The sequence below is a fragment of the Tabrizicola sp. genome (assembly GCF_051645465.1).
Classification (GTDB): Bacteria; Pseudomonadota; Alphaproteobacteria; order Rhodobacterales; family Rhodobacteraceae; genus Tabrizicola.
Window position 1 is genome coordinate 14730 of the sequence record NZ_JBOFBI010000186.1, and the last position, 20370, is coordinate 35099.

At 64.1% G+C, this 20370-nt stretch carries 22 protein-coding genes and 1 tRNA gene; 16 read left to right on the forward strand and 7 right to left on the reverse strand.

Features of this window, described 5'->3' with window-relative positions; genetic code table 11:
- Window positions 1–108 precede the first annotated feature (108 nt).
- From tldD to ACRCSW_RS12035, 3 genes are all read left to right on the forward strand, one after another.
- Complete coding sequence (tldD, locus tag ACRCSW_RS12025; RefSeq protein WP_438705376.1) at window positions 109–1530, forward strand: metalloprotease TldD; 1422 nt, start codon at window positions 109–111, stop codon at window positions 1528–1530.
- A 187-nt stretch (window positions 1531–1717) separates the two neighbouring features.
- Window positions 1718–2308: a hypothetical protein gene (locus ACRCSW_RS12030; RefSeq protein ID WP_438705378.1), complete on the forward strand. Its 591-nt coding sequence runs from the start codon at window positions 1718–1720 to the stop codon at window positions 2306–2308.
- Between the two features lie 13 nt (window positions 2309–2321).
- Window positions 2322–2948, forward strand: coding sequence for a glutathione S-transferase family protein (locus tag ACRCSW_RS12035; protein ID WP_438705380.1), 627 nt, complete (start codon window positions 2322–2324; stop codon window positions 2946–2948).
- A gap of 26 nt (window positions 2949–2974) precedes the next feature.
- On the opposite strand, the gene ACRCSW_RS12040 is transcribed toward ACRCSW_RS12035, so the two are convergent.
- Window positions 2975–3051: transfer RNA gene (locus ACRCSW_RS12040), tRNA-His, on the reverse strand.
- Between the two features lie 43 nt (window positions 3052–3094).
- Window positions 3095–3982: a bifunctional helix-turn-helix transcriptional regulator/GNAT family N-acetyltransferase gene (locus ACRCSW_RS12045; protein ID WP_438705382.1), complete on the reverse strand. Its 888-nt coding sequence runs from the start codon at window positions 3980–3982 to the stop codon at window positions 3095–3097.
- Between the two features lie 81 nt (window positions 3983–4063).
- On the opposite strand from ACRCSW_RS12045, the gene ACRCSW_RS12050 reads away from it, so the two are divergent.
- From ACRCSW_RS12050 to ACRCSW_RS12080, 7 genes are all read left to right on the forward strand, one after another.
- Window positions 4064–4282, forward strand: coding sequence for a DUF6324 family protein (locus ACRCSW_RS12050; protein WP_438705384.1), 219 nt, complete (start codon window positions 4064–4066; stop codon window positions 4280–4282).
- Window positions 4283–4401: 119 nt separating this feature from the next.
- The gene (locus tag ACRCSW_RS12055; protein ID WP_438705386.1) at window positions 4402–5973 is read left to right on the forward strand and encodes a Ppx/GppA family phosphatase; all 1572 of its coding nucleotides are present in this window, start codon (window positions 4402–4404) and stop codon (window positions 5971–5973) included.
- Window positions 5970–6587: a VOC family protein gene (locus ACRCSW_RS12060; protein ID WP_438705388.1), complete on the forward strand. Its 618-nt coding sequence runs from the start codon at window positions 5970–5972 to the stop codon at window positions 6585–6587. Before ACRCSW_RS12055 ends, ACRCSW_RS12060 begins: the two co-directional genes overlap by 4 nt.
- Window positions 6584–7072 carry a GNAT family N-acetyltransferase gene (locus ACRCSW_RS12065; protein WP_438705390.1) on the forward strand — a complete coding sequence of 163 codons (489 nt, stop codon included), beginning with the start codon at window positions 6584–6586 and terminating at the stop codon, window positions 7070–7072. Before ACRCSW_RS12060 ends, ACRCSW_RS12065 begins: the two co-directional genes overlap by 4 nt.
- Window positions 7073–7103: 31 nt before the next feature.
- Window positions 7104–7817 (forward strand): TerB family tellurite resistance protein, encoded by a 714-nt coding sequence (locus ACRCSW_RS12070; RefSeq protein ID WP_438705391.1) that lies wholly within the window; start codon window positions 7104–7106, stop codon window positions 7815–7817.
- Window positions 7814–8866 carry an endonuclease/exonuclease/phosphatase family protein gene (locus tag ACRCSW_RS12075; protein ID WP_438705393.1) on the forward strand — a complete coding sequence of 351 codons (1053 nt, stop codon included), beginning with the start codon at window positions 7814–7816 and terminating at the stop codon, window positions 8864–8866. The genes ACRCSW_RS12070 and ACRCSW_RS12075 overlap by 4 nt, the downstream gene beginning before the upstream one ends.
- A 43-nt stretch (window positions 8867–8909) precedes the next feature.
- Window positions 8910–9263 carry an AAA+ family ATPase gene (locus ACRCSW_RS12080; RefSeq protein ID WP_438705395.1) on the forward strand — a complete coding sequence of 118 codons (354 nt, stop codon included), beginning with the start codon at window positions 8910–8912 and terminating at the stop codon, window positions 9261–9263.
- A 12-nt stretch (window positions 9264–9275) separates the two neighbouring features.
- On the opposite strand, the gene choV is transcribed toward ACRCSW_RS12080, so the two are convergent.
- The 3 genes from choV to choX all read right to left on the reverse strand — a co-directional run bounded on the left by choV (window position 9276) and on the right by choX (window position 12292).
- Complete coding sequence (gene choV, locus ACRCSW_RS12085; RefSeq protein WP_438705397.1) at window positions 9276–10310, reverse strand: choline ABC transporter ATP-binding protein; 1035 nt, start codon at window positions 10308–10310, stop codon at window positions 9276–9278.
- Entirely contained in the window at window positions 10307–11182 is an 876-nt protein-coding gene (choW, locus tag ACRCSW_RS12090; RefSeq protein WP_438705489.1) for a choline ABC transporter permease subunit, read from the reverse strand. The genes choV and choW overlap by 4 nt, the downstream gene beginning before the upstream one ends.
- A gap of 180 nt (window positions 11183–11362) precedes the next feature.
- Window positions 11363–12292, reverse strand: coding sequence for a choline ABC transporter substrate-binding protein (gene choX, locus ACRCSW_RS12095; protein ID WP_438705399.1), 930 nt, complete (start codon window positions 12290–12292; stop codon window positions 11363–11365).
- A gap of 85 nt (window positions 12293–12377) precedes the next feature.
- Between choX and betI the strand changes: the two genes are divergently transcribed.
- The 3 genes from betI to ACRCSW_RS12110 all read left to right on the forward strand — a co-directional run bounded on the left by betI (window position 12378) and on the right by ACRCSW_RS12110 (window position 14931).
- Window positions 12378–12959, forward strand: coding sequence for a choline-binding transcriptional repressor BetI (gene betI, locus ACRCSW_RS12100; protein ID WP_438705400.1), 582 nt, complete (start codon window positions 12378–12380; stop codon window positions 12957–12959).
- Window positions 12960–12961: 2 nt separating this feature from the next.
- Complete coding sequence (gene betA / locus ACRCSW_RS12105; RefSeq protein ID WP_438705402.1) at window positions 12962–14611, forward strand: choline dehydrogenase; 1650 nt, start codon at window positions 12962–12964, stop codon at window positions 14609–14611.
- A gap of 80 nt (window positions 14612–14691) precedes the next feature.
- Complete coding sequence (locus ACRCSW_RS12110; protein WP_438705404.1) at window positions 14692–14931, forward strand: YdcH family protein; 240 nt, start codon at window positions 14692–14694, stop codon at window positions 14929–14931.
- On the opposite strand, the gene ACRCSW_RS12115 is transcribed toward ACRCSW_RS12110, so the two are convergent.
- Both ACRCSW_RS12115 and ACRCSW_RS12120 read right to left on the reverse strand, forming a co-directional pair.
- Entirely contained in the window at window positions 14932–16326 is a 1395-nt protein-coding gene (locus ACRCSW_RS12115) for a helix-turn-helix domain-containing protein (RefSeq protein WP_438705405.1), read from the reverse strand.
- 49 nt (window positions 16327–16375) lie between these two features.
- A complete protein-coding gene (locus ACRCSW_RS12120) occupies window positions 16376–17581 on the reverse strand; it encodes a multidrug effflux MFS transporter (protein WP_438705407.1) in 1206 nt (401 codons plus the stop codon).
- Window positions 17582–17934: 353 nt separating this feature from the next.
- On the opposite strand from ACRCSW_RS12120, the gene ACRCSW_RS12125 reads away from it, so the two are divergent.
- The 3 genes from ACRCSW_RS12125 to ACRCSW_RS12135 all read left to right on the forward strand — a co-directional run bounded on the left by ACRCSW_RS12125 (window position 17935) and on the right by ACRCSW_RS12135 (window position 20196).
- Entirely contained in the window at window positions 17935–18108 is a 174-nt protein-coding gene (locus ACRCSW_RS12125; protein ID WP_438705408.1) for a hypothetical protein, read from the forward strand.
- Window positions 18109–18245: 137 nt separating this feature from the next.
- A complete protein-coding gene (locus ACRCSW_RS12130; RefSeq protein ID WP_438705409.1) occupies window positions 18246–19778 on the forward strand; it encodes an acyl-CoA carboxylase subunit beta in 1533 nt (510 codons plus the stop codon).
- 4 nt (window positions 19779–19782) lie between these two features.
- Entirely contained in the window at window positions 19783–20196 is a 414-nt protein-coding gene (locus tag ACRCSW_RS12135) for a DUF6497 family protein (RefSeq protein ID WP_438705410.1), read from the forward strand.
- The last annotated feature ends 174 nt before the right edge of the window (window positions 20197–20370 follow it).

Below are 20370 nucleotides of genomic sequence, written 5' to 3' on the forward strand. Positions count from 1 at the left end.
CCCAATGACGACCCATCTCGAAAATCCGTTCACCCCTCCTTAACCCCACCGCTTGCAGCCCCCCCTCCCCCGGCCTACCTATCAGAAACCCGCCGTAAGGATTCCCCCATGACCGACGCACCCTTCCGCCCCTTCGAGACCCATCTGGACGAGGCCGCAACCCTTGCGACCCTGCGCGAGGCGACCGCAGGGGCCGACGATGGCGAGCTTTTCCTGGAACGCCGCCGGGCCGAGACTATCGTGCTCGACGACGGCCGCATCCGTCAGGCGACCTATGACGCAAGTCAGGGTTTCGGCCTCCGCGCCGTCCGCGGAGAGGTCGCAGGCTACGCACATTCCACTGAAATTTCAGAGACTTCCCTGCGCCGCGCCTCCGAGACGGCCCGCCTTGCAGTAGGCGCAGGCGGCGGCACTCTGGCACCTCCGCCACGCGGCACCAACACCCGACTCTACCGCCCCGAAGACCCGATGGCCGACGCCGCCTTCCCGGTGAAGATCGAGCTTCTGCGCGAACTTGACGCCCATGCCCGCGCCCTTGACCCCCGCGTCGTGCAGGTCTCGGCGACGCTGTCGGCCAGCCTGCAAGAGGTTGAAATCCTTCGCCCCGATGGCCTGCGCCTCGCCGACGTCCGCCCCATGGCGCGGCTCAATGTCTCTGTAATGATTGAAGAAAACGGCCGCCGCGAACAGGGCGGCATGGGCAAGGGCGGTCGGCATGGTCTGGCGCAACTCATGTCCCCCGAAACCTGGCAGCCGATGATCGCCGAGGCCCTCCGGATCGCCCGGGTGAACCTCGGGGCCGTTGATGCCCCGGCGGGCGTGATGGACGTCGTCCTCGGCCCCGGCTGGCCCGGAATCCTCCTGCATGAGGCTATCGGCCACGGGCTGGAAGGCGACTTCAACCGCAAGGAAACCTCGGCTTTTGCGGGACTTATGGGGAAGCAGATCGCATCCAAAGGTGTGACCGTACTCGATGACGGCACGATCCCCGACCGCCGCGGCAGCCTCTCCATCGACGATGAAGGCACTCCTTCGGCAAAGAACGTGCTGATCGACGACGGTGTCCTGGTCGGCTACATGCAGGACCGCCAGAACGCCCGCCTGATGGGCGTCGCCCCCACCGGCAACGGGCGCCGAGAAAGCTTCGCGCATATCCCGATGCCACGGATGACCAACACCTACATGCTCGCCGGGAAGGACGATCCAGCGGGCATCGTCGCCAGCCTGAAGGACGGCATCTACGCCGTCGGCTTCGGCGGGGGCCAGGTCGACATAACCTCTGGAAAATTCGTGTTTTCTTGCACCGAGGCCTACCGCGTGAAGAACGGCGTAGTGGGCGAAGCCGTGAAGGGCGCAACCCTGATCGGCGACGGCGCTACAGCGCTGAAAGGCATCCGCGCGATCGGCAACGACCTGAAGCTAGACCCCGGTATCGGCAACTGCGGCAAGGCGGGCCAATGGGTTCCGGTGGGCGTAGGCCAGCCCACACTGATGATCGGCGGGCTGACGGTCGGGGGCGCCGCGGCGTGACCAATTGGCAACCGAGGCCAACGGTTGCCGAGGATATCGAGCCGCTGCTACTCGTCGCCCTGCAAACACCCGAGCTTTTGCCAAGCGCCTGACCGGCGCCGGCTGACGGGCAGGTAGGCAATTCCCGGCTTGCCTCCGCATCACGCCTCGGCGCACATCCTTGGCAAGCCATCCGGAGACTTGTCGCATGCTTCGCCCCCTCGTCCTCATCTCCACCCTCCTCGCCTCTCCCGCCGTCGCGCAGCGCGACGCGGTCAACGCCGAAGGCCGGTGGGGGCCGTCTGCCAGCGACGCCCAGTTCAGGGCCGAGCTTTCAACCGAAGGCGACCTCGTCCGCCTGCGGATTTTCCCGGTTGCGCCCGAAGGTGACCCGGATGTCGCAATCCTGGATAACCCCGGGATTGCCCGAAGCCCGACCCGGCGGAGTGACCGCGCCTGGTTGGCATTTTCAGGCGAAGGCGAACTCTTCGTCAACACCCTCACGATCAACGACGGGTACACCTATTCGGACAGGCTTACGCTTGCCATGGTGGACGGCAGGGTCACCGTCATTCGGGCGGAGTACTTCAACGCCTACCCCGTCGACGGCCAACCAGTTGCTGAACCGTTCGAGTGCGGTCAGGACTGTTACTCCTGCGAGGCCGATCTCCTTGCCGGCACGTCCCTGGCCGGTGGCGAAGCGATCACGCTCACCCCGCCGGCGCCAAAGGCGCTGGACGCGGCCATCTGGACACCCGACAGCGTCTATGATCTTGGTTTCTGCCCCGCACCCGAGTGACGGAAAGCCCGCCATGATCCTCGTCGGCCAGTACGACAGCCCCGTCACCCGCCGCGTGGCAGTGGCACTTCATCACTACGGTATCCCCTTCACCCGCGACACCCGGTCGATCTTTGGTGATGCCGAGGCGGTCGGTCGGATCAGCCCTCTGACGCGCATCCCGGCCCTTGTGCTGGACGATGGCGAGGTGCTGATCGACAGCGCAGCGATCCTTGACCATCTCGACGAACTGGCAGGTGATCGCGCCCTTTGCCCGTCCTCCGGTCCCGCCCGGAGGCAGGTTCTGCAAATGACGGCGCTTGCGCAAGGCACGCTGGAGAAGACCGCCGCGGTGGTCTACGAGCGCCATTTCCACAAGGGTCCACAGCAGAGCGCCGAGTGGCTGACCCGCTGCCTCGGCCAGACCCGCGCGGGCCTGGATGAGCTGACCCGCCTTCTGGCCAGCCCCTATGCCTGCGGCCCCGCCCTGACCCATGCAGACGTCATGATCGCCACGCTGATCTGGTACATGCAGGACCGGATGGATGAGTGTCTTTCGACGACCGACCATGCCCGACTCATCGCTCTGGCAGAGCACTGCGAGACGTTGCCCGCCTTTCAAGCAGCAGCGATCAGCGATTTCGAGAAGATGCCGCGCTGAACTTCGATGGAATGGGCCTGGGGGGATGGTACAGCCTCCCCGGCTCGAACGGGGGACCCCCAGATCCACAATCTGGTGCTCTAACCAACTGAGCTAAGGCTGCACTCGGGGGCGCACATAGCGCCTGACCGCGCGCGATGCAAGCCTCAGAGCATGATTTCCCAGTCCTGATCCACGACCTTCTGGCCATAGGCTTCGCCAGGCCGGGACTGCACCAGCCGCCAGCCATTCTTCGCATAAAGCGCGCAGGCCGCGCGGTGGCTTTCGTGGGTCCAAAGCACCATGCGGCGGTAGCCAGCCCTTCGCGCAAAGTCGACGCAGGTGTCGTGCAGCCGTTGCCCAAGGCCCAGCCCCCGCGTCTCGGGGACAAGGATGAAAAGGCGCAATCGCGCGGTCTGATCGTCCTCCCGCATGCAGGAAATCGTGCCGAGCCGTTCCCGCCCGTTTTCCGCGATCCAGACGTTTTCCCGTGCCCCGTCGCCCCGCTCAAGAAAGTCGGCCATGATCCGGGCGACCAGCGCCTCGAAGCTTTGGTCGTAACCCTCGTCCCGTGCATAGAGCGCGCCGTGCGTCCCGATGATCCAGCCCGCGTCACCGGGCGCAAGCGTCCGGATCGTCACCTCGCCGGGTTCCATCACTTGCCGCGCTGCTGCCAGTGCCCCGGCCAGAGCCTCGTGCCGCCCCTCAGGGATCAGGGCCGACAAGGCCGCCCGCGATTGCGCGCTGAACTGGCCCAACAGCTCGTGCCCCGTGGCGGTCAGCGACAACGGAAACTGCCGACCGTCCGCGGCATCTGCATGGCGTTCCACCAGACCTTCGCGCATCAGCCGCCCGACCATCCGTGACAGCTGCGCCTCATCGATCCCCAGCCCCCGCGCCAGCGCCCGCGCCGTCACCGGCCCGCCTTCGCCGATCTCGTGGATCAGCCGCACTTCGGCCAGAGTGCGACCCGACTGTAGATAGGTCCGACCGGTCAGCCCCAAGGCCCGGGTGTAGAAGCGGTTGAAGTCGCGGATTCGGTCGATGGCGTCCATAGAGGCAGATTGATCGGTTGCTTGATCAAGTCAAGTATCAGCCCTCTGGACAGAGCCCCGCCCCTGCGCTACCCGAAATGCATGAGCATCAACTCACCCAGTGACATCGCCGCGAACCTGCAGATCGGGCCGACCGATGCGGGCATGGTCCGCATCTACGTTGAAGCCGAAGGCGGGATCGAGCTGCCACTGGACTTCGACCCCGAAGAGGCCGAGGAAATCGCCGAGGAACTGCGCGCCGCTGCCGAAGCGGCCCGAGCCATTGGCGCGAAGCCCGAGCCGAAACCGAAAAAGCGCTGACGCAAGACTCTTCAGGCAGATTTTCCGTCATCGCCAGAAAAGATTGCCTCGCCCCTGCCGGTTGACCCTGCACCCGGTCACCGGCACGATGCCCGCAGACGACCGGAGGGGATTCTCGAATGGCTGCAGATGGACAATCACCTCGGCCCGAGGATGATGACGACAGCGGCGACTGGGACCCGTTCGGCAAGCCGCTTTTCGACGACCCGTCCGCCCGCGCCCTCAGCCGGGTCGGTGTGGTCGATGTCGGCTCCAACTCGGTCCGGATGGTGGTCTTTGACGGGGCGGCCCGCAGCCCCGCCTATTTCTACAATGAGAAGATCATGTGTGGCCTTGGCAAAGGCCTGGCACAGACCGGCAGGCTGAACCCCGAAGGCAAGGTGCGTGCTTTTGCCGCGCTGAAGCGCTTCTCGCTTCTGGCCAGGGGGATGGACATCCACCCCCTTACCGTCGTGGCCACCGCCGCCACGCGCGAGGCCGAAGACGGGCCGGAATTCCAGGCCGAGGTCTTGCGCGAAACCGGCCTGAAGCTTCACGTGATCGACGGTGATGAAGAAGCCAGGCTGTCGGCCCAGGGCGTTCTTCTTGGCTGGCCCGAGGCGCAGGGCATTGTCTGCGACATCGGCGGAAACTCGATGGAACTGGCCCGGATCGGCAATGGAAAAGTCGGCAAGCGCGTATCCACCCCGCTTGGCCCCTTCCGCCTGCAGCAGGTTTCGGACGACCCAAAGAAGCGCAAAGCCCATATCGAAACGATCCTTGAGGCGGCTGCGAAAGAGATCAGGCCCGCAGGCGACCGGGTCTATCTGGTGGGCGGCAGCTGGCGGGTCATCGCGCGGCTGGACATGGAGCGGCGGAATTACCCGCTGACCGTCCTCCACGAATACCGGATGACGCCGGAGGGCCTGACCGCAACGCTGGACTGGCTGGCCACCACCGACCTTGCAGCCCTTCGCGGCCGGACGGGCACAAGCGCCGAGCGGATGGAGCTTGTGCCACTGGCCTGCGAAGTCCTGCGCGAAATGATCCGGGTCCTGAAGCCGTCCGAGATCGACGTTTCGGCCTACGGCATCCGCGAGGGCCTGCTTTACGAACAGATGCCCGAGCGTCTGCGCGCGCGCGACCCGTTGATCGAGGCCGCAAGGATGACAGAGCTTACCCAGGCCCGCATTCCCGGCTTCGGCAAGAAGCTTTTCACCTTCCTCCAGCCGATATTCAGCGGCGTCAGCGTGGAACGGCTTCGGCTGATCAAGGCCGCCTGCCTTCTGCATGACACCACCTGGCGGGCACATCCTGACTACCGGGCCGAAGCCTGCTTCGACAATGCGACCCGTGCAAACCTGGGCGGCCTCGACCATCCCGGTCGCGTCTTCCTGGGCCTGGCGCTTCTGCACCGCTACAAGAACAGCCGCGCAGGCAGCCGGATGGAGCCGTTGTTCCGCCTGCTTTCGGAAACCGATGTCCAGGAAGCCGAAGCCCTTGGCAAAGCCATGCGGTTCGGTGCGATGTTCTCGGTCGGCGACCCCGCACAGGCGGGAGAGCTTCGCTGGCAGCCGAAGAAACGGCTTCTGACCCTGGCGTTGACCGAAGACGGTGTCGGCCTTTTCGGCGAGGTCGCGCAGGCCCGCTTCACTGCCCTGGCGCTGGCGCTGAAAGCGCAGACGAAGATCGTGCTGAAGGCCGAAGAATGAGCCTGGTGTTCGATCACATCGCCATTTCCGCGCAGTCGCTGGACGAGGGCGCGGCGTGGGTCGAAGCAGCACTTGGCGTGCCTTTGGCCGGGGGCGGCAAGCATCCGCACATGGCGACCCACAACCGGCTTCTGGGCCTTGGGGACCTTTACCTTGAAGTCATCGCCCCCGACCCCGACGCCCGCCATCCCGGATGGCCCCGCTGGTTCAACCTTGACCACTTCCAGGGCCCACCTCGCCTGACGAACTGGGTGTGCCGAACCGATGACCTTGACCAGGCCCTGGCCGCGGCACCCCCCGGAGCAGGCACCCCGGTCGACCTGCAACGCGGCGACTTTCGCTGGCGCATGGCAGTGCCCGCGGATGGCCGCCTTCCCCTCAACGACGCCTACCCCGCGCTGATCGAATGGCAGGGGAGCCTTCATCCGACCAAGGCGCTGCCGGATGCCGGGGTCCGGCTGACCCAGCTTGAAATCTCGCTTCCCGAAGCCGAGGCGCTGCAGCACGCGCTTGGCCCAGAGTTCAATGACCCTCGCGTCGTCATCCGCCTGAGCCCGCACAAGCACCTGCGCGCGACCTTTTCTACTCCGCACGGGACCCGTGTCCTGACATGATCCGCCCTGCCCGGCCCGAAGACGCGCCCGCTATCGCGGCGCTGCTGAACCACTGGATCGAGACCTCGGCCATCACCTTCAACTCGGTCCTCAAAACCGAAGCCGACATCCGCGAGATGATTGCGGCCAAAGAGGCCGCAGGCCATGCATTCCTGGTGGCAATCGGGGACGACGGCCAGCTTCTGGGTCAGGCGAGCTATGGCCAGTTCCGGGCCGGGATCGGCTACAAGACCTGCATGGAACACTCGATCTCGCTATCACGCGATGCGAACGGTAAGGGCACAGGCCGGGCGCTTATGACCGCGATCGAGGATCATGCCCGCAAGGCGGGGGCACACCAGATGATCGCCGGGGTGTCCGGCGAGAACGCCGAAGGCCGCGCCTTTCATGAACGGCTGGGCTACGCCCATGTGGCCACCGTGCCGCAAGCGGGCTTAAAGTTCGACCGATACATGGACCTTGTGCTGATGCAGAAATTCCTCTGACATCGGCCGACGCCCAAGCTATGGTCCGCCCATGTCGATCTGGACCCGCATCACCGAAGCTCTTGCTGCGCTTGCCAACGGCGAGCCGCTTTCGGTTGTCTTCGACAAGCTGCGCGCCGACCCGGCCCCCGAGCAATCCGTAGGCTTCACGATTGCCGTCCTTGCCCTTGGGGCAAAGATGGCCAAGGCCGACGGCACTGTCACCCGAGACGAGGTCACCGCCTTCCGCCGAATCTTCACCTTCCCCGAGGGCGAAGAGGAGCATGCCGCGCATGTCTTCAATCTGGCACGGCAGGATGTTGCGGGCTTTGACGCCTATGCCCACAAGATCGCACGTCTTTTCAACCGCCAAGGCAAACGCATCTGTGCCGATGACCACCATGTTCTGGTCGACATCCTGGAGGCGCTCTTCCAGATCGCCCTTGCCGACGGCAGCTATCACACCGGCGAAGACGCCTTTCTTGCCCATGTCGCTGATGCGTTCGGTCTGGATGAGGGCTGCTTCCGCACCGTCCGCTCACGCCTGGTCGAGGGGGCGCCGCGCGATCCCTATGATGTGCTGGGCCTGCCGCAAAACGCTACGAAGGACGAAGCCCGGCAAGCCTGGAAGGCGCTGGTCCGCGACACCCACCCCGATGTGATGCAGGCGCGGGGTGTCCCGCCCGAGGCAATGAAGCTTGCCGAACGCCGCTTGCAACTGATCAATGAGGCTTGGCGCGAGATTTCCGCCAAGGCGGCGGCATGACCCAGCGATCCCTGCGACTTGCGACCTACAATGTCGAATGGTTCAACGCGCTTTTCGACGACCATGGCCGGATGCTCGACGACAGCGAACCCTCGACCCGCTACAAGACCAGCCGCGGCGAACAGCTTGGCGCGCTTGGAGTGGTATTCACTGCGCTCGATGCCGACGGGATCATGATCATCGAAGCGCCGGATACGAACGGCAAACGCTCGACCGTGAAGGCGCTGGAGACCTTCGCCCGTGCCGTCGGCTTAAGGGCGCGAAAGGCGCTGATCGGGTTTCCTTCCGATACCGAACAGGAGATTGCCTTCCTCTACGATCCCGACCGGCTGTCGGCACGACACGATGCTATCGGCAATTCCTCGACCAGCCACGGCTCCTCTGACGCACCCCGTTTCGACGGGACGTTCCGCTATGACCTCGACGCCGACAATGTCTCGGAAACCATCCGCTTCTCGAAGCCCCCACTGGAGCTTGCGGTGACGACGACGGGCGGCACGAAACTGCGCCTGATTGGGGTGCATGCCAAGTCGAAGAACCCCTACGGCGCGGTCGGGCATGAGGCGCAGATGCGGCTGGCGATCGAGAACCGCCGCAAGCAGCTGGCGCAGTGCCTGTGGCTTCGCCAGCGGGTTGATGGACATCTCGCCAAGGGTGATAGCCTGGTGGTCATGGGTGATTTCAACGACGGCCCCGGCATCGACGAGTTCGAGAAGCTCTTCGGCCACTCGGGCGTCGAGATCGTGCTTGGCACCATGCCCGACCCCGCGCTCAAGCTTGCCGATCCCCACGCCACGATGGCCCTGCAAAGCAAGGTCGGCTTTGCCCCCACGACCGCGCGCTTCTACCTCGCCCCGCAGAAGCGCTACTTCGAGGCGCTGCTGGATTTCATCATGGTCTCGTCCGATCTTGCGGCCAAGTCGCCGGACTGGCGCATCTGGCACCCGTTCAACGATCCCCGGATCCTGGATATCCCCGAACTCCACAAAGCACTGCTGCAGGCCTCCGACCACTTCCCGGTGACGATCGATCTGCCAGATGTGATTTGAAATCGCGGGGCAAAGCGCCCATATTGGCGACATGAGAGCAGCATTGATCCTTTGCGTCGCGGCCATGCCTGCCTTTGCGCAGGAAGTCCCGGCTGTGCCAAAAGCCGAGGATGACGGCTTCAGCCTGATGGAAGAAGGCATGAAGCTGGTCATGCGCGGGATGATGACCGAGATGGAACCGGCGCTGAACGAGATGGAAAAGGCGCTGACCGAGATGAAGCCCAAGTGGGATGAGCTTGGTCCCAAGTTCCAGGAACTCATCGCAATGATCGACGATTTCCGCAACTACGACGCGCCGGTCATGCTGCCAAACGGCGACATCCTGATCCGGCGCAACGCACCTCTGGTGCCGAAACCCGAATTCGCGCCCGGCCCGAACGGCGAGATCGAGCTCTAGTCTCCGCTAACGTCAGCCGCGTGGGTTGATCAGCTTGGCCATCAGGCCTGCGGTACGCACAAGACCCAGGTTTCGGCCGTTTTCCGTCACGACCAGCTCGCCGACCCCCTTCGACATCATGTCCATGATATCCTTGACCGGAGTCTCGGCGGGCAGCGTGCGCGCCGTAGGCCCTGCCTCCCCCGCTTCCATCACATCCCGTGCTGTCAGCACGCTCAGCGGGTTCATGTGGGCCACGAAATCCGCAACGTAGTCTGAAACCGGGTTGGCGATGATCTCGCGCGCCGTGCCACATTGCACGATCCGTCCGCCTTCCATCAGGGCAATGCGGTTGCCGATCTTGAAGGCCTCGTCCAGATCGTGGCTCACGAATATGATCGTGCGCTGCAGTTTCTGCTGCAAATCCAGAAGCTCGTCCTGCAGCTTGGCACGGATCAACGGGTCAAGCGCCGAAAAGGGTTCGTCCATCAGAAGGATCGGCGCGTCGGTCACGAAGGCGCGCGCAAGACCCACCCGCTGCTGCATGCCGCCCGAAAGGTCGCCCACCTTCCGGTCGGCCCACTGCGTCAGGTTCACCAGCGCCAGTTGTTCGTCGACCTTGGGGCGGCGCTGGTCGGGCGTCTGGCCGGCGAGTTCCAGCCCGAGGCCGACGTTTTCCCGCACCGTTCGCCAGGGCAGGAGGCCGAACTGCTGGAACACCATGGCGATGCATTCGCGGCGGACCCGCAGCAGGTCGGCGGGTGAGGACTGGGTGACATTCGCCGTCCAGTCGCCGTCATTGATCGTCACCGACCCGCGCACCACGGGGTTCAACCCATTCACCGCGCGCAGGAGCGTGGACTTGCCAGAGCCGGAGAGGCCCATCAGCACAAGAATCTCGCCCTTTGCGACGGTCAGCGAACAGTCGTGGACGCCGAGAATCTGGCCGGTCTGCGTCTGGATTTCTGACCGGCTGAGGCCCTGGTCCATCAAGGGCAGGGCGCGCTCCGGATGGTCGCCGAAGACGATGGAGACACGGTCGAAGATGACGGCAGGGGTGTCGGTCATCGCGTCACCCGCAGCATCCGGTCGAGGAGGATGGCCACGACGACGATGATGAAGCCGCTCTCGAAACCAAGCGCGGTGTTGACCGAGTTCAGCGCGCGCACGACCGGGACACCAAGGCCGTCGGCGCCGACAAGGGCGGCGATCACGACCATGGAGAGCGAGAGCATGATCGTCTGGTTCAGCCCCGCCATGATCTGCGGGAAGGCGTAGGGCAGTTCCACTTTCCACAGCCGCTGCTTCGGCGTGGCACCAAAGGCGGTTGCTGCCTCCATTAATGCCTGCGGCGTGGAGGAGACGCCGAGATGGGTGAGGCGGATCGGCGCGGGAAGGACGAAAATCACGGTGGCGATGAGGCCCGGGACCATGCCGAGGCCGAAGAAGACGATGGCGGGGATCAGGTAGACGAAGGTCGGCAACGTCTGCATGAGGTCAAGGATCGGCACCATGGCGCGGTAGAGCTTTGGCCGGTGCGCGGCGGCGATGCCGATGGGGACGCCAAGACCCATGCAGACGACACAGGCGGAGAGGATGAGGGTCAGGCTTTCGGTGGTCTCCTCCCAGTATCCCTGATCGAGGATGAACAGAAAGGCCACCGTCACCAGCAGGCAGACGCGCCAGCTGCGTTGCAGCCACCAGGTAAGGGCTACGAAAGCGAGAATGACGAAGGCAGGATGGGGCGCTTGCAGGCACCACATCAGCCCGTCGATCATGGCGGTAATCACGTCCGACAGCCAGTCGAAGAAGTCGCCCGCGCGGTCGTTGATCCATTCGAATGCGGCTTTGGCATTCTTGCCGATGGGAAGCTTCTCATCGCTCATGCCCAGAAGCCGTTGCGGCAGCCAGATGACAAACCAGCCCAGCGACACGAACATCCAGTGCACGACGTCGGGGATCGAGATGATCAGCCACCAAAGGGTCGTGACCAGCCAGACCACGGCATTGATCAGGAAATTGAACAGGCCGGTGAAGAAGCCGACAATCCAATCCATCCGGTCAGCTCCTTGCCCGAATTCGAGGGGAGATGCCCCGGCCTTCGCCGGGGCGACCGTACCTTACTGAAGTGCGGCAGCGACTGCGGCCTTCGCATCGCCGCCGTCCGTTGTGGTGACACCATCAAGCCAGGCTTCCCAGGTTCCGGGGTTGGCCGCAAGCCAGGTCTTGGCGGCATCGCGCGGGTCGGCACCGTCATTCAGGATCGCGCCCATGATCTCGTTCTGCATCGGCAGGGTAAAGACGAGGTTCGACAGCAGCTTGCCGGTGTTCGGGCATTCCACGACATAGCCCGCACGGGTGTTGGTGGCGACGGTGGCCCCGCCGAAGTTCGGGCCGAAGTAGTCGTCGCCGCCAGTGAGGTAGGTCATCTTGAAGTTGGCGTTCATCGGGTGCGGTTCCCAGCCGAGGAAGACGATCGGCTTGCCGTCCTCGGTAGCCTTCTTCACCTCGGCCAGCATGCCTTGCTCGGAGCTTTCGACCACCTCGAACCCGTCAAGGCCGAAGGGGCCAGAGGCGATCATGTCGATGATCAGGCGGTTGCCGTCGTTGCCGGGCTCGATCCCGTAGATCTGGCCTTCCAGCGCGTCCTTCTGTGCGGCGATGTCCTTGAAGTCGGCGATGCCCAGTGCCGCGCCATGTTCGTTGGTGGCCAGCGTGTATTTCGCGCCTTCAAGGTTGGTGCGGACGGTTTCTACCGTGCCCGCATCGCGGTAGGGGGCGATGTCGGCCTCCATCGTCGGCATCCAGTTGCCCAAGAAAACGTCGATGTCGCCTTCGGCCAGGCCGGCGTAGGTGACGGGGACAGAGAGGACCTTGGTCTCGGTCTCATATCCCAGCGCTTCCAGGATCAGCGTGGTGGCGGCGGTGTTTGCAGTGATGTCGGTCCAGCCGACGTCTGAGAAGATGATCTTGTCGCAACCTTCGGCGAAGGCTGAGCCTGCGAGCGCGAATGTGACGGCGGTCGACAGAAGGGTGGAACGGATGGTCATGTAGGCTCCCCGGTTTTTTGTTGATTGACGAGTCAATAAACTTCGCGCTTATACGGATTGGCAAGCATTATCTGGGGCCGCACCGATGCCGAAGCTTGGAATGGAGCCTATCCGCAAGGAAGCGCTGGTGAAAGCCACGATTGTCGAGATCGGCCGCGTGGGGTCGCTGGATGTGACCGTCAGCCAGATCGCCAAGCGCGCGGGGATGTCCTCGGCGCTGGCGCATCACTATTTCGGGTCCAAGGAAGAGATGTTCCTGGCCGCGATGCGCCACATCATGACGCTTTACGGCGCGGAAGTGCGTGGCGCGCTGGCGGCGGCCGAAGGGGCGGAAGGGCGGATTCGCGCCATCCTTCGGGCATCCTTCAGTGCCGGAAACTTCCGGCGCGAGGCGGTGGGGGCCTGGCTGAACTTCTGGGTGCTCGCACAGACGGTGCCGCAGGCGAAGCGGCTTCTGGCCGTGTATCAACGCCGCCTGCGGTCGAACCTCATCGCGGCGCTCCGGCCGCTGTCCGGGGATCGGGCGCCCGAGATTGCCGAATCGTTGGGTGCGCTGATCGACGGGCTTTATCTCCGCGAAGTCTTGAAGTCGGGCGCACCCGACGGGGTGGCGGCAGTGGCTCTGGCGCTTCGGCACCTGGAAGCCGAACTGGTGCGCGGGGCCTGAAGATGCACGCGGATTACGTCATCGTCGGCGCGGGATCGGCCGGTTGCGCGCTCGCCTACCGGCTGGCCGAGGCCGGGAAACGGGTCACCGTCATAGAACACGGTGGATCGGACGCGGGCCCCTTCATCCAGATGCCTGGGGCTTTGAGCTACCCGATGAACATGGGGATCTACGACTGGGGCTTCGCAACCGAGCCGGAGCCGCATCTGGGCGGCCGGGTACTGGCGACGCCCAGGGGAAAGGTGATCGGGGGGTCATCCTCGATCAACGGGATGGTCTATGTCCGGGGCCACGCGAAGGACTTCGACAGCTGGGCCGAGATGGGGGCCGATGGCTGGTCCTATGCCGATGTGCTGCCGTATTTCAAGCGGATGGAGGCCTCGCACGGCGGGTCGGGGCCGGAGTTCCGGGGGGTGGACGGTCCGTTGCATGTGACGCGGGGCGCGCGGGAAAACCCGCTCTTCGACGCCTTCATCGAAGCCGGACGGCAGGCGGGTTATCCCGTCACGCAGGATTACAACGGGCAGCAGCAGGAAGGCTTCGGCCCGTTCGAGGCGACGATCTGGAAAAGCCGGCGCTGGTCGGCCGCCAATGCCTATCTGAAGCCCGCGATGGCAGGCGGCAACGTTCACATCATGCGGGGCTTTGCACGCCGAGTAGTGATGCAGGGCGCCCGCGCAGTGGGCGTCGAGGTCGATACGCGGAGCGGGCGCGAAGTGATACGGGCGGGCCGGGAGGTCATCCTGGCGGCGTCCTCGATCAACACGCCTAAGCTTCTGATGCTGTCCGGGATCGGCCCCTCGAAGCACCTGGCCGAGCATGGGGTCGGGGTGATCGCCGATCGGCCGGGGGTGGGGGCGAACCTGCAAGACCATCTGGAGGTTTACATGCAGTTCTCGGCCAGCCAGCCGATCACGCTTTACAAGTACTGGAATCTTTTCGGCAAAGCCTGGGTCGGTGCGCAGTGGCTGCTCGCCGGAACCGGGCCCGGTGCTTCGAACCAGTTCGAGGCCTGTGCCTTCATCCGGTCAAAGGCGGGGATCGAGTATCCCGACATCCAGTACCACTTCCTGCCCATCGCCGTGCGCTATGACGGCAAGGCAGTGGTCGAGGGTCACGGTTTCCAGGCTCACGTCGGCCCGATGCGGTCCAAGTCGCGCGGGTCGGTGACCTTGCGGTCGGGCAATCCGACCGATGCACCGGTGATCCGCTTCAACTACATGTCGCACCCCGACGATTGGGAGGAGTTCCGCACCTGCATCCGGCTGACCCGCGAAGTCTTCGGACAGGAGGCGTTCAAGCCCTTCCTCAAGGCCGAGCTGCAACCCGGGCCGGGCCATGAGACCGACGCTCAGCTGGATGACTTCGTGCGCCAGCACGTCGAAAGCGCCTATCATCCTTGTGGCACGGCGCGCATGGGTCGTGCCTCCGATCCGATGGCCGTCGTCGATCCAGAATGCCGCGTGATTGGCGTTGAGGGTCTGCGGGTCGCCGACAGCTCGATCTTCCCGCAGGTCACGAACGGCAACCTGAACGCGCCGTCGATCATGGTGGGCGAGAAGGCGGCGGATCACATCCTGGGCCGCACACCCCTGCCGGCGTCGAACCTCGAGCCCTGGATCAACCCGAACTGGCGCACCGCGCAGCGTTGATTTCGCCGCTGTTTGATCCCGGTCAAGGCCTGTGGGTGCGGGTGGCTCCAGACTGCGCATGACAGTCAAAGGAGAGACGGATGTCGAACACCCCGCACACTCTGCACGACGAGTTTCCGGCCGAGGCACAGAAGATCAGCGCTCTCAAGGTGGCAAATGCCCACTTTGCCAAGCTTCTGGTCGATTATGATGTCGTCAACGACAAGATACATCGCTCGGAAACCAGGCTGGACCTCCTGACCGAGGCGGACGAAGAGGTGCTCCGCAAGACCCGGTCGCATCTGAAGGACCAGATCTGGGCGGCCCTCAGAAAGGCCTGATCAGCCGATCTCGTAGGGCAGGACGCCACGGGCATTGGGGTTGACCCGCAGGCGGCCCTCCAGCGGCGGGACGGACCGCTGGTGGCAAGCCGTCCGCTCGCAGATCCGGCAGGAGATGCCGATGGGCTCGAACCTGCCCTTCAGATCCAGCCCGTCGGAATAGACCAGCTGGCCCGCATGCTGCACTTCGCAGCCAAGGCCGATGGCATAGCGGCGGACCGGGGCGAGAAACGCCCCCGCGGGTTTCGACACGTCCCGCGCCAGGCACAGGTAGCGAACGCCGTCCGGGGTTTCCGCCAGCTGCCGCAGGAACTGGCCGGGCGTCTCGAAGGCCCGGTGAACGTTCCACAACGGACACGCACCGCCGAAACGGGCGAACTGCAGCCGCGTGGCCGAATGGCGCTTGGTGATCGTCCCCGCCTGATCGACGCGCACAAAGAAGAACGGGATGCCCTTGGCGCCCGGTCGCTGCAGGGTGGACAGGCGATGTGCCACCTGCTCGATCGAAGCGCCGAACCTGTCGGCCAGGCGTTCGAGGTCGTGCCGAACCTCTTGCGCGGCCGCAAGAAAAGCGCGGTAGGGCAAGAGGGCGGCACCGGCGAAATAGTTAGCCAGCCCGATCTTGGCGATGTCACGGGCTTCGGGGGTTGAGAAGCGGGCAAGGTCAAGCGTGGCCTCCAAGAGGTCGTTCTGGGTCAGAAGCGCCACCTGATGCAGAAGCTGGAACCGTTGCGAGGGGCCGGAAGCGCGGGCCGAGATGTCCAGACGGCGCGCTGCAGGGTCATAATGACGAAGCGGCGCGGTGTCGGAATAGTGCAAGCTGATGCCCGAACGCCGGAACAAGTCCTGCGCGAGGTTTTCGATGGCTTTTTCGTTGGTTGCGGGGCTGGCGAAATGCTCTGCAGCACGATCGACCGCATCGAGGTAGTTATCGCAATAGTGAAAGAAGTCCCGCACTTCCTCCCAGGCAGAGGGACGCAGCGCGGCGTCTTCGCGCCCCAGGGCCTCATCCAGTGAGGCAAGGCGTTCATGCGTCTGGCGATACGCGCGATGCAGGTCAAGGAAGGCCCGCGCCAGGGCCGGGGCATTCGAGGCGGCAAGGCGCAGATCGGCTACGGGCGGCGCTTGCGAGGAGAAGACCGGATCGGCCAGCGCCTCGCGCATGTCGGTGACCAGGCGCTCGCTTTCGCCGACGGTCAATTCGGTGACGTCGAGGCCAAATTCCTGTGCCAGCGCCAGAACAACCGCAGCCGAGACGGGCCGGTGGTTGTTTTCCATCTGGTTCAGGTAGGGCAGCGAGACCGAAAGCTTGTCGGCAAAGACTTTCTGGGTCAGCCCCAGCCGACCCCTGATCTCGCGCAGTTTGACACCGGCATAAAGCTTTTGCGTCGCCATGACTGCCCCCATTTTGCAAAGCCGAACGTGGCTTTGCAAACTTCAGCAGTCAAGCGCCGATCTGCCGGGCGCGCCGGATGACGAAGAGCGTGGCGATGACCGATGCGATGGATGAGGCGAGCATGAGGAGCACAAGCGGCATTTCGGTCGCGCCGGGATGCAGAAGGACACCCGCCACAGCCGCAAGCGCAGCACCACCGCCAATCATGATGGCCCCGCCAAGGCCCGACGCTGTCCCCGCAAGCTCTGGTCGGACCGACAGCATCCCGGCATTGGCGCTTGGCAGTGCGATGCCGTTCCCAAGGCCCATGAACACGGTCAGGCCGAAGAACATGGTCGGGCCGGACAATCCGGCCCAGGTCAGGACCGCCAGCAGAGCTATGCCAAAAGAGGTCACCAGCGTGCCAAGGAGGATCATCCGGTTCATGCCCACCCGCACCGAATAGCGTCCGGCAAGGAAATTTCCGGCGGCATAGCCAATGGCGGTGAGGGCAAAGAGTGCACCGACATGGGTTGAGGACAGCTCAAAGACCTTGTCACCGACATAGGGCGCGCCACCCAGATAGGCGAAGAAGCAGCCCGACGAGAAAGCAGCGGCCAGCGTGTAGCCCCAGAACCGGCGTGACGCGAAGAGGCCGGGATAGGTGCGGACCTGATCCATCAGGCTGACCGGGCGCAAAGTCGCCGTCTCGCCCAGATCGGCCCAGACCAGCGCCAGCACAGCCACCCCCAGCACCAGAAGGAGCGCGAAGTTGGCTTTCCAGCCGTAAACATCGTCAAGGAACCCGCCGATCACCGGGCCGATCATCGGCACCAGGCTCATCCCCATGGTGACATAGCCGATCATGCTGGCCGCCCGTTCGTCCGCCACCATGTCCCGCACGACCGCGCGGCTAAGCACCATGCCTGAGGCGATCACGGCCTGCGCCATCCGGAAGATCAGGAAGACCGTCGCGGTTGGTGCCAGAAGCGTGCCGACCGTGGCGATCAGAAACAGGATCAGCGACCAGACCAGCACCTTGCGCCGCCCGAAACGATCGGAAATCGGGCCGATGATGATCTGCAGGGCCGCCGAAAGCGCGAGGTAAAGCGCCACCGACTGCTGCATGACGCCATAGGGCACGCCATAGTAGACAGCCATCCCCGGCAGCGAGGGCAGGAAGATGTTCATCGTCAGCGCCGCCAGTCCTGCCATCAGGATGAGCGTGACGATTTTCGGCGGTGTCGTGCGATCAAGGAAGCGCGGCTCTAGCATTGCCCTGGGCTACGCTTCCGCCGCGGGCTTGTCCATTGACCTAAAGACAACAGCGGGGTGCGGAAGTGCTCCCTTCATACTCATTTGCGAAAGACGAAAAACGCGATTCCCCAGCTGACCAGGATCACGGTGATCAGCGCGGTCTCCTTGAACTTCAGGCGCCCTTACCGGGCGAAGGTCATGAAGACGTCATAGGCCAGAAGAAGGCCGATGGTGACGATGGGGACTGGAATAGCTGACATGACAGGTGTCATTCGAGGTGCTTTCATCGCGATACCCGTGTGGACCACACGGTTCAATCTGGCTTGGCAATCGCCTTGCCAACGGATGAAGCGCCTTTGAGGAGATTGCCGATGGATTGGTTCCTGCTTGCAACCTGGGGCTCGGTCGTGTTCGGAGCCCTGACCATGATCTTGATCGGGCTTTGGTTTATCGGGGGCCGAAAGTCCGCGCCCCTTCGGATCGGCGGTGCGGTCAGCATACTCATCAGTACGGGCTGTTTTGCCTATACGAACTACTTGGCCTGACTCAGCAGCCCGGGCAGTTTGCGGATTTGCAATTTGTAAGACTCTCTCCGAACTGAATTTGCAAATTCACAACAAACCGCTTCCGCCCGCCCCTCCAGCGCTTTAGGCTTTCCGTCGGATGAGGCGGAGGTCGGCAGGTGAACGGCATTCTCGAAGAGCTGGAGGCGCGCCGGGCGGTGGCCCGAGCGGGCGGCGGCGAGCGGCGGGTCGACGCGCAGCATGCCAAAGGCAAGCTGACCGCGCGGGAACGGATCGAGCTTCTGCTGGACGAGGACTCGTTCGAAGAGTTCGACATGTTCGTCGCCCACCGCTGCACCGATTTCGGGATGGAGAAGGACCGGCCCGCCGGTGACGGCGTGGTCACCGGCTGGGGCACGATCAACGGTCGCATGGTCTATGTCTTCAGCCAGGATTTCACGGTCTTCGGCGGGTCGCTTTCGGAAACCCACGCCCAGAAGATCTGCAAGATCATGGACATGGCGCTGCAGAACGGCGCTCCGGTCATCGGCATCAACGACTCCGGCGGGGCGCGGATACAAGAGGGCGTCGCCTCGCTGGCCGGTTACGCCGAGGTTTTCCAGCGCAACATCATGGCCTCGGGCGTGGTGCCGCAGATTTCCCTGATCATGGGCCCCTGCGCCGGTGGTGCGGTCTATTCGCCCGCGATGACCGACTTCATCTTCATGGTGAAGGACACCTCCTACATGTTCGTGACCGGCCCCGATGTGGTGAAAACGGTGACGAATGAACAGGTTACGGCCGAAGAACTGGGTGGGGCTTCGACCCATACCCGGAAATCCTCGGTCGCCGATGGCGCCTACGAGAACGACGTCGAGGCCCTGGCCGAGACCCGGCGGCTGATCGATTTCCTGCCAAAGTCCAATCGCGAGAAGGCGCCCGTCAGGCCCTTCTTCGACGCGCCCGACCGGACCGAACCCAGCCTCGACACCCTGATCCCCGACAACCCGAACCAGCCCTATGACATGAAAGAGCTGATCCAGAAGGTGGCGGACGAAGGCGATTTCTTTGAAATCCAGGCGGCGTTTGCAGCCAACATCATCACCGGCTTCATCCGGATCGAGGGCCAGTCGGTCGGCGTTGTGGCAAACCAGCCGACAGTGCTGGCGGGATGCCTCGATATCGACGCCAGCCGCAAGGCCGCCCGTTTCGTGCGGTTTTGCGATGCGTTCGAAATCCCGATCCTGACCTTTGTCGACGTGCCGGGCTTCCTGCCCGGAACGTCTCAGGAATATGGCGGGGTGATCAAGCACGGGGCAAAGCTTCTCTTCGCCTATGGCGAGGCGACGGTGCCGAAGGTCACGGTGATCACCCGGAAAGCCTATGGCGGGGCCTATGACGTGATGGCGTCAAAGCACCTGCGGGGGGATGTCAACTATGCCTGGCCGACAGCGGAAATCGCTGTAATGGGGGCAAAAGGGGCGGTCGAGATCCTGTACCGATCCGAGCTTGGCGACAGGGAGAAGATCACCGGGCGGGTCAAGGACTATGAGGACCGCTTCGCCAACCCCTTCGTCGCGGCCGAAAAGGGCTTTATCGACGAGGTGATCATGCCGCATTCCACCCGCCGCAGGGTGGCGCGCGCGTTTGCGGCACTGCGGGGCAAGAAGCTATCGAACCCTTGGAAAAAGCACGACAATATTCCGCTCTGACACCATGCACAGCCGCTTCACCCCAAACCTGTTCCTGCTCTTGACCGCCCTGGCGCTGACATCAGGCTGCAACGAGGATGCCCCCGATGGCGAAGCGGTCGAGGTACCCTCCGGGCGCGAGCTGCGGCTGATCGACATCGTCACCAACGCCCGCGGCCCCGAAGGCGCGGCGGCGCGGTTCCGTTTCCTTGCACCGGGTCTTTCGCCCGATGATGTCGAGGCCGCCTCCGAGGATATGCAGGCCGTCTGCGACAGCTTCGCCGTCAGCCGGATCGACGGCATGGTGCCTGCGCCGCAGCAGATCATCATCTCTTTCGCCGGGGCCGAGGTGCCCTTCGGCGAGGCTGCGCCTGACGTCGTGCAGTTCTTCGAATCCTACCGCATCGAGAACGGCGCCTGCGTCTGGGAGGTGTTCTGATGCGGCCCCAAAATCTTGATTTTCCGGCTGGCCAGGCGCAACAGGCTGATGTAGGAACGCCACAGGTCGGGAACTTGGTTGTACCGCCATACCATTCCGAAGTCCTTTCGGATATGGTGGGAGGGGGCCGGGCCAGTTCGGCCTTTAACAGCGAACAGGTGCAGGATTCCGGAA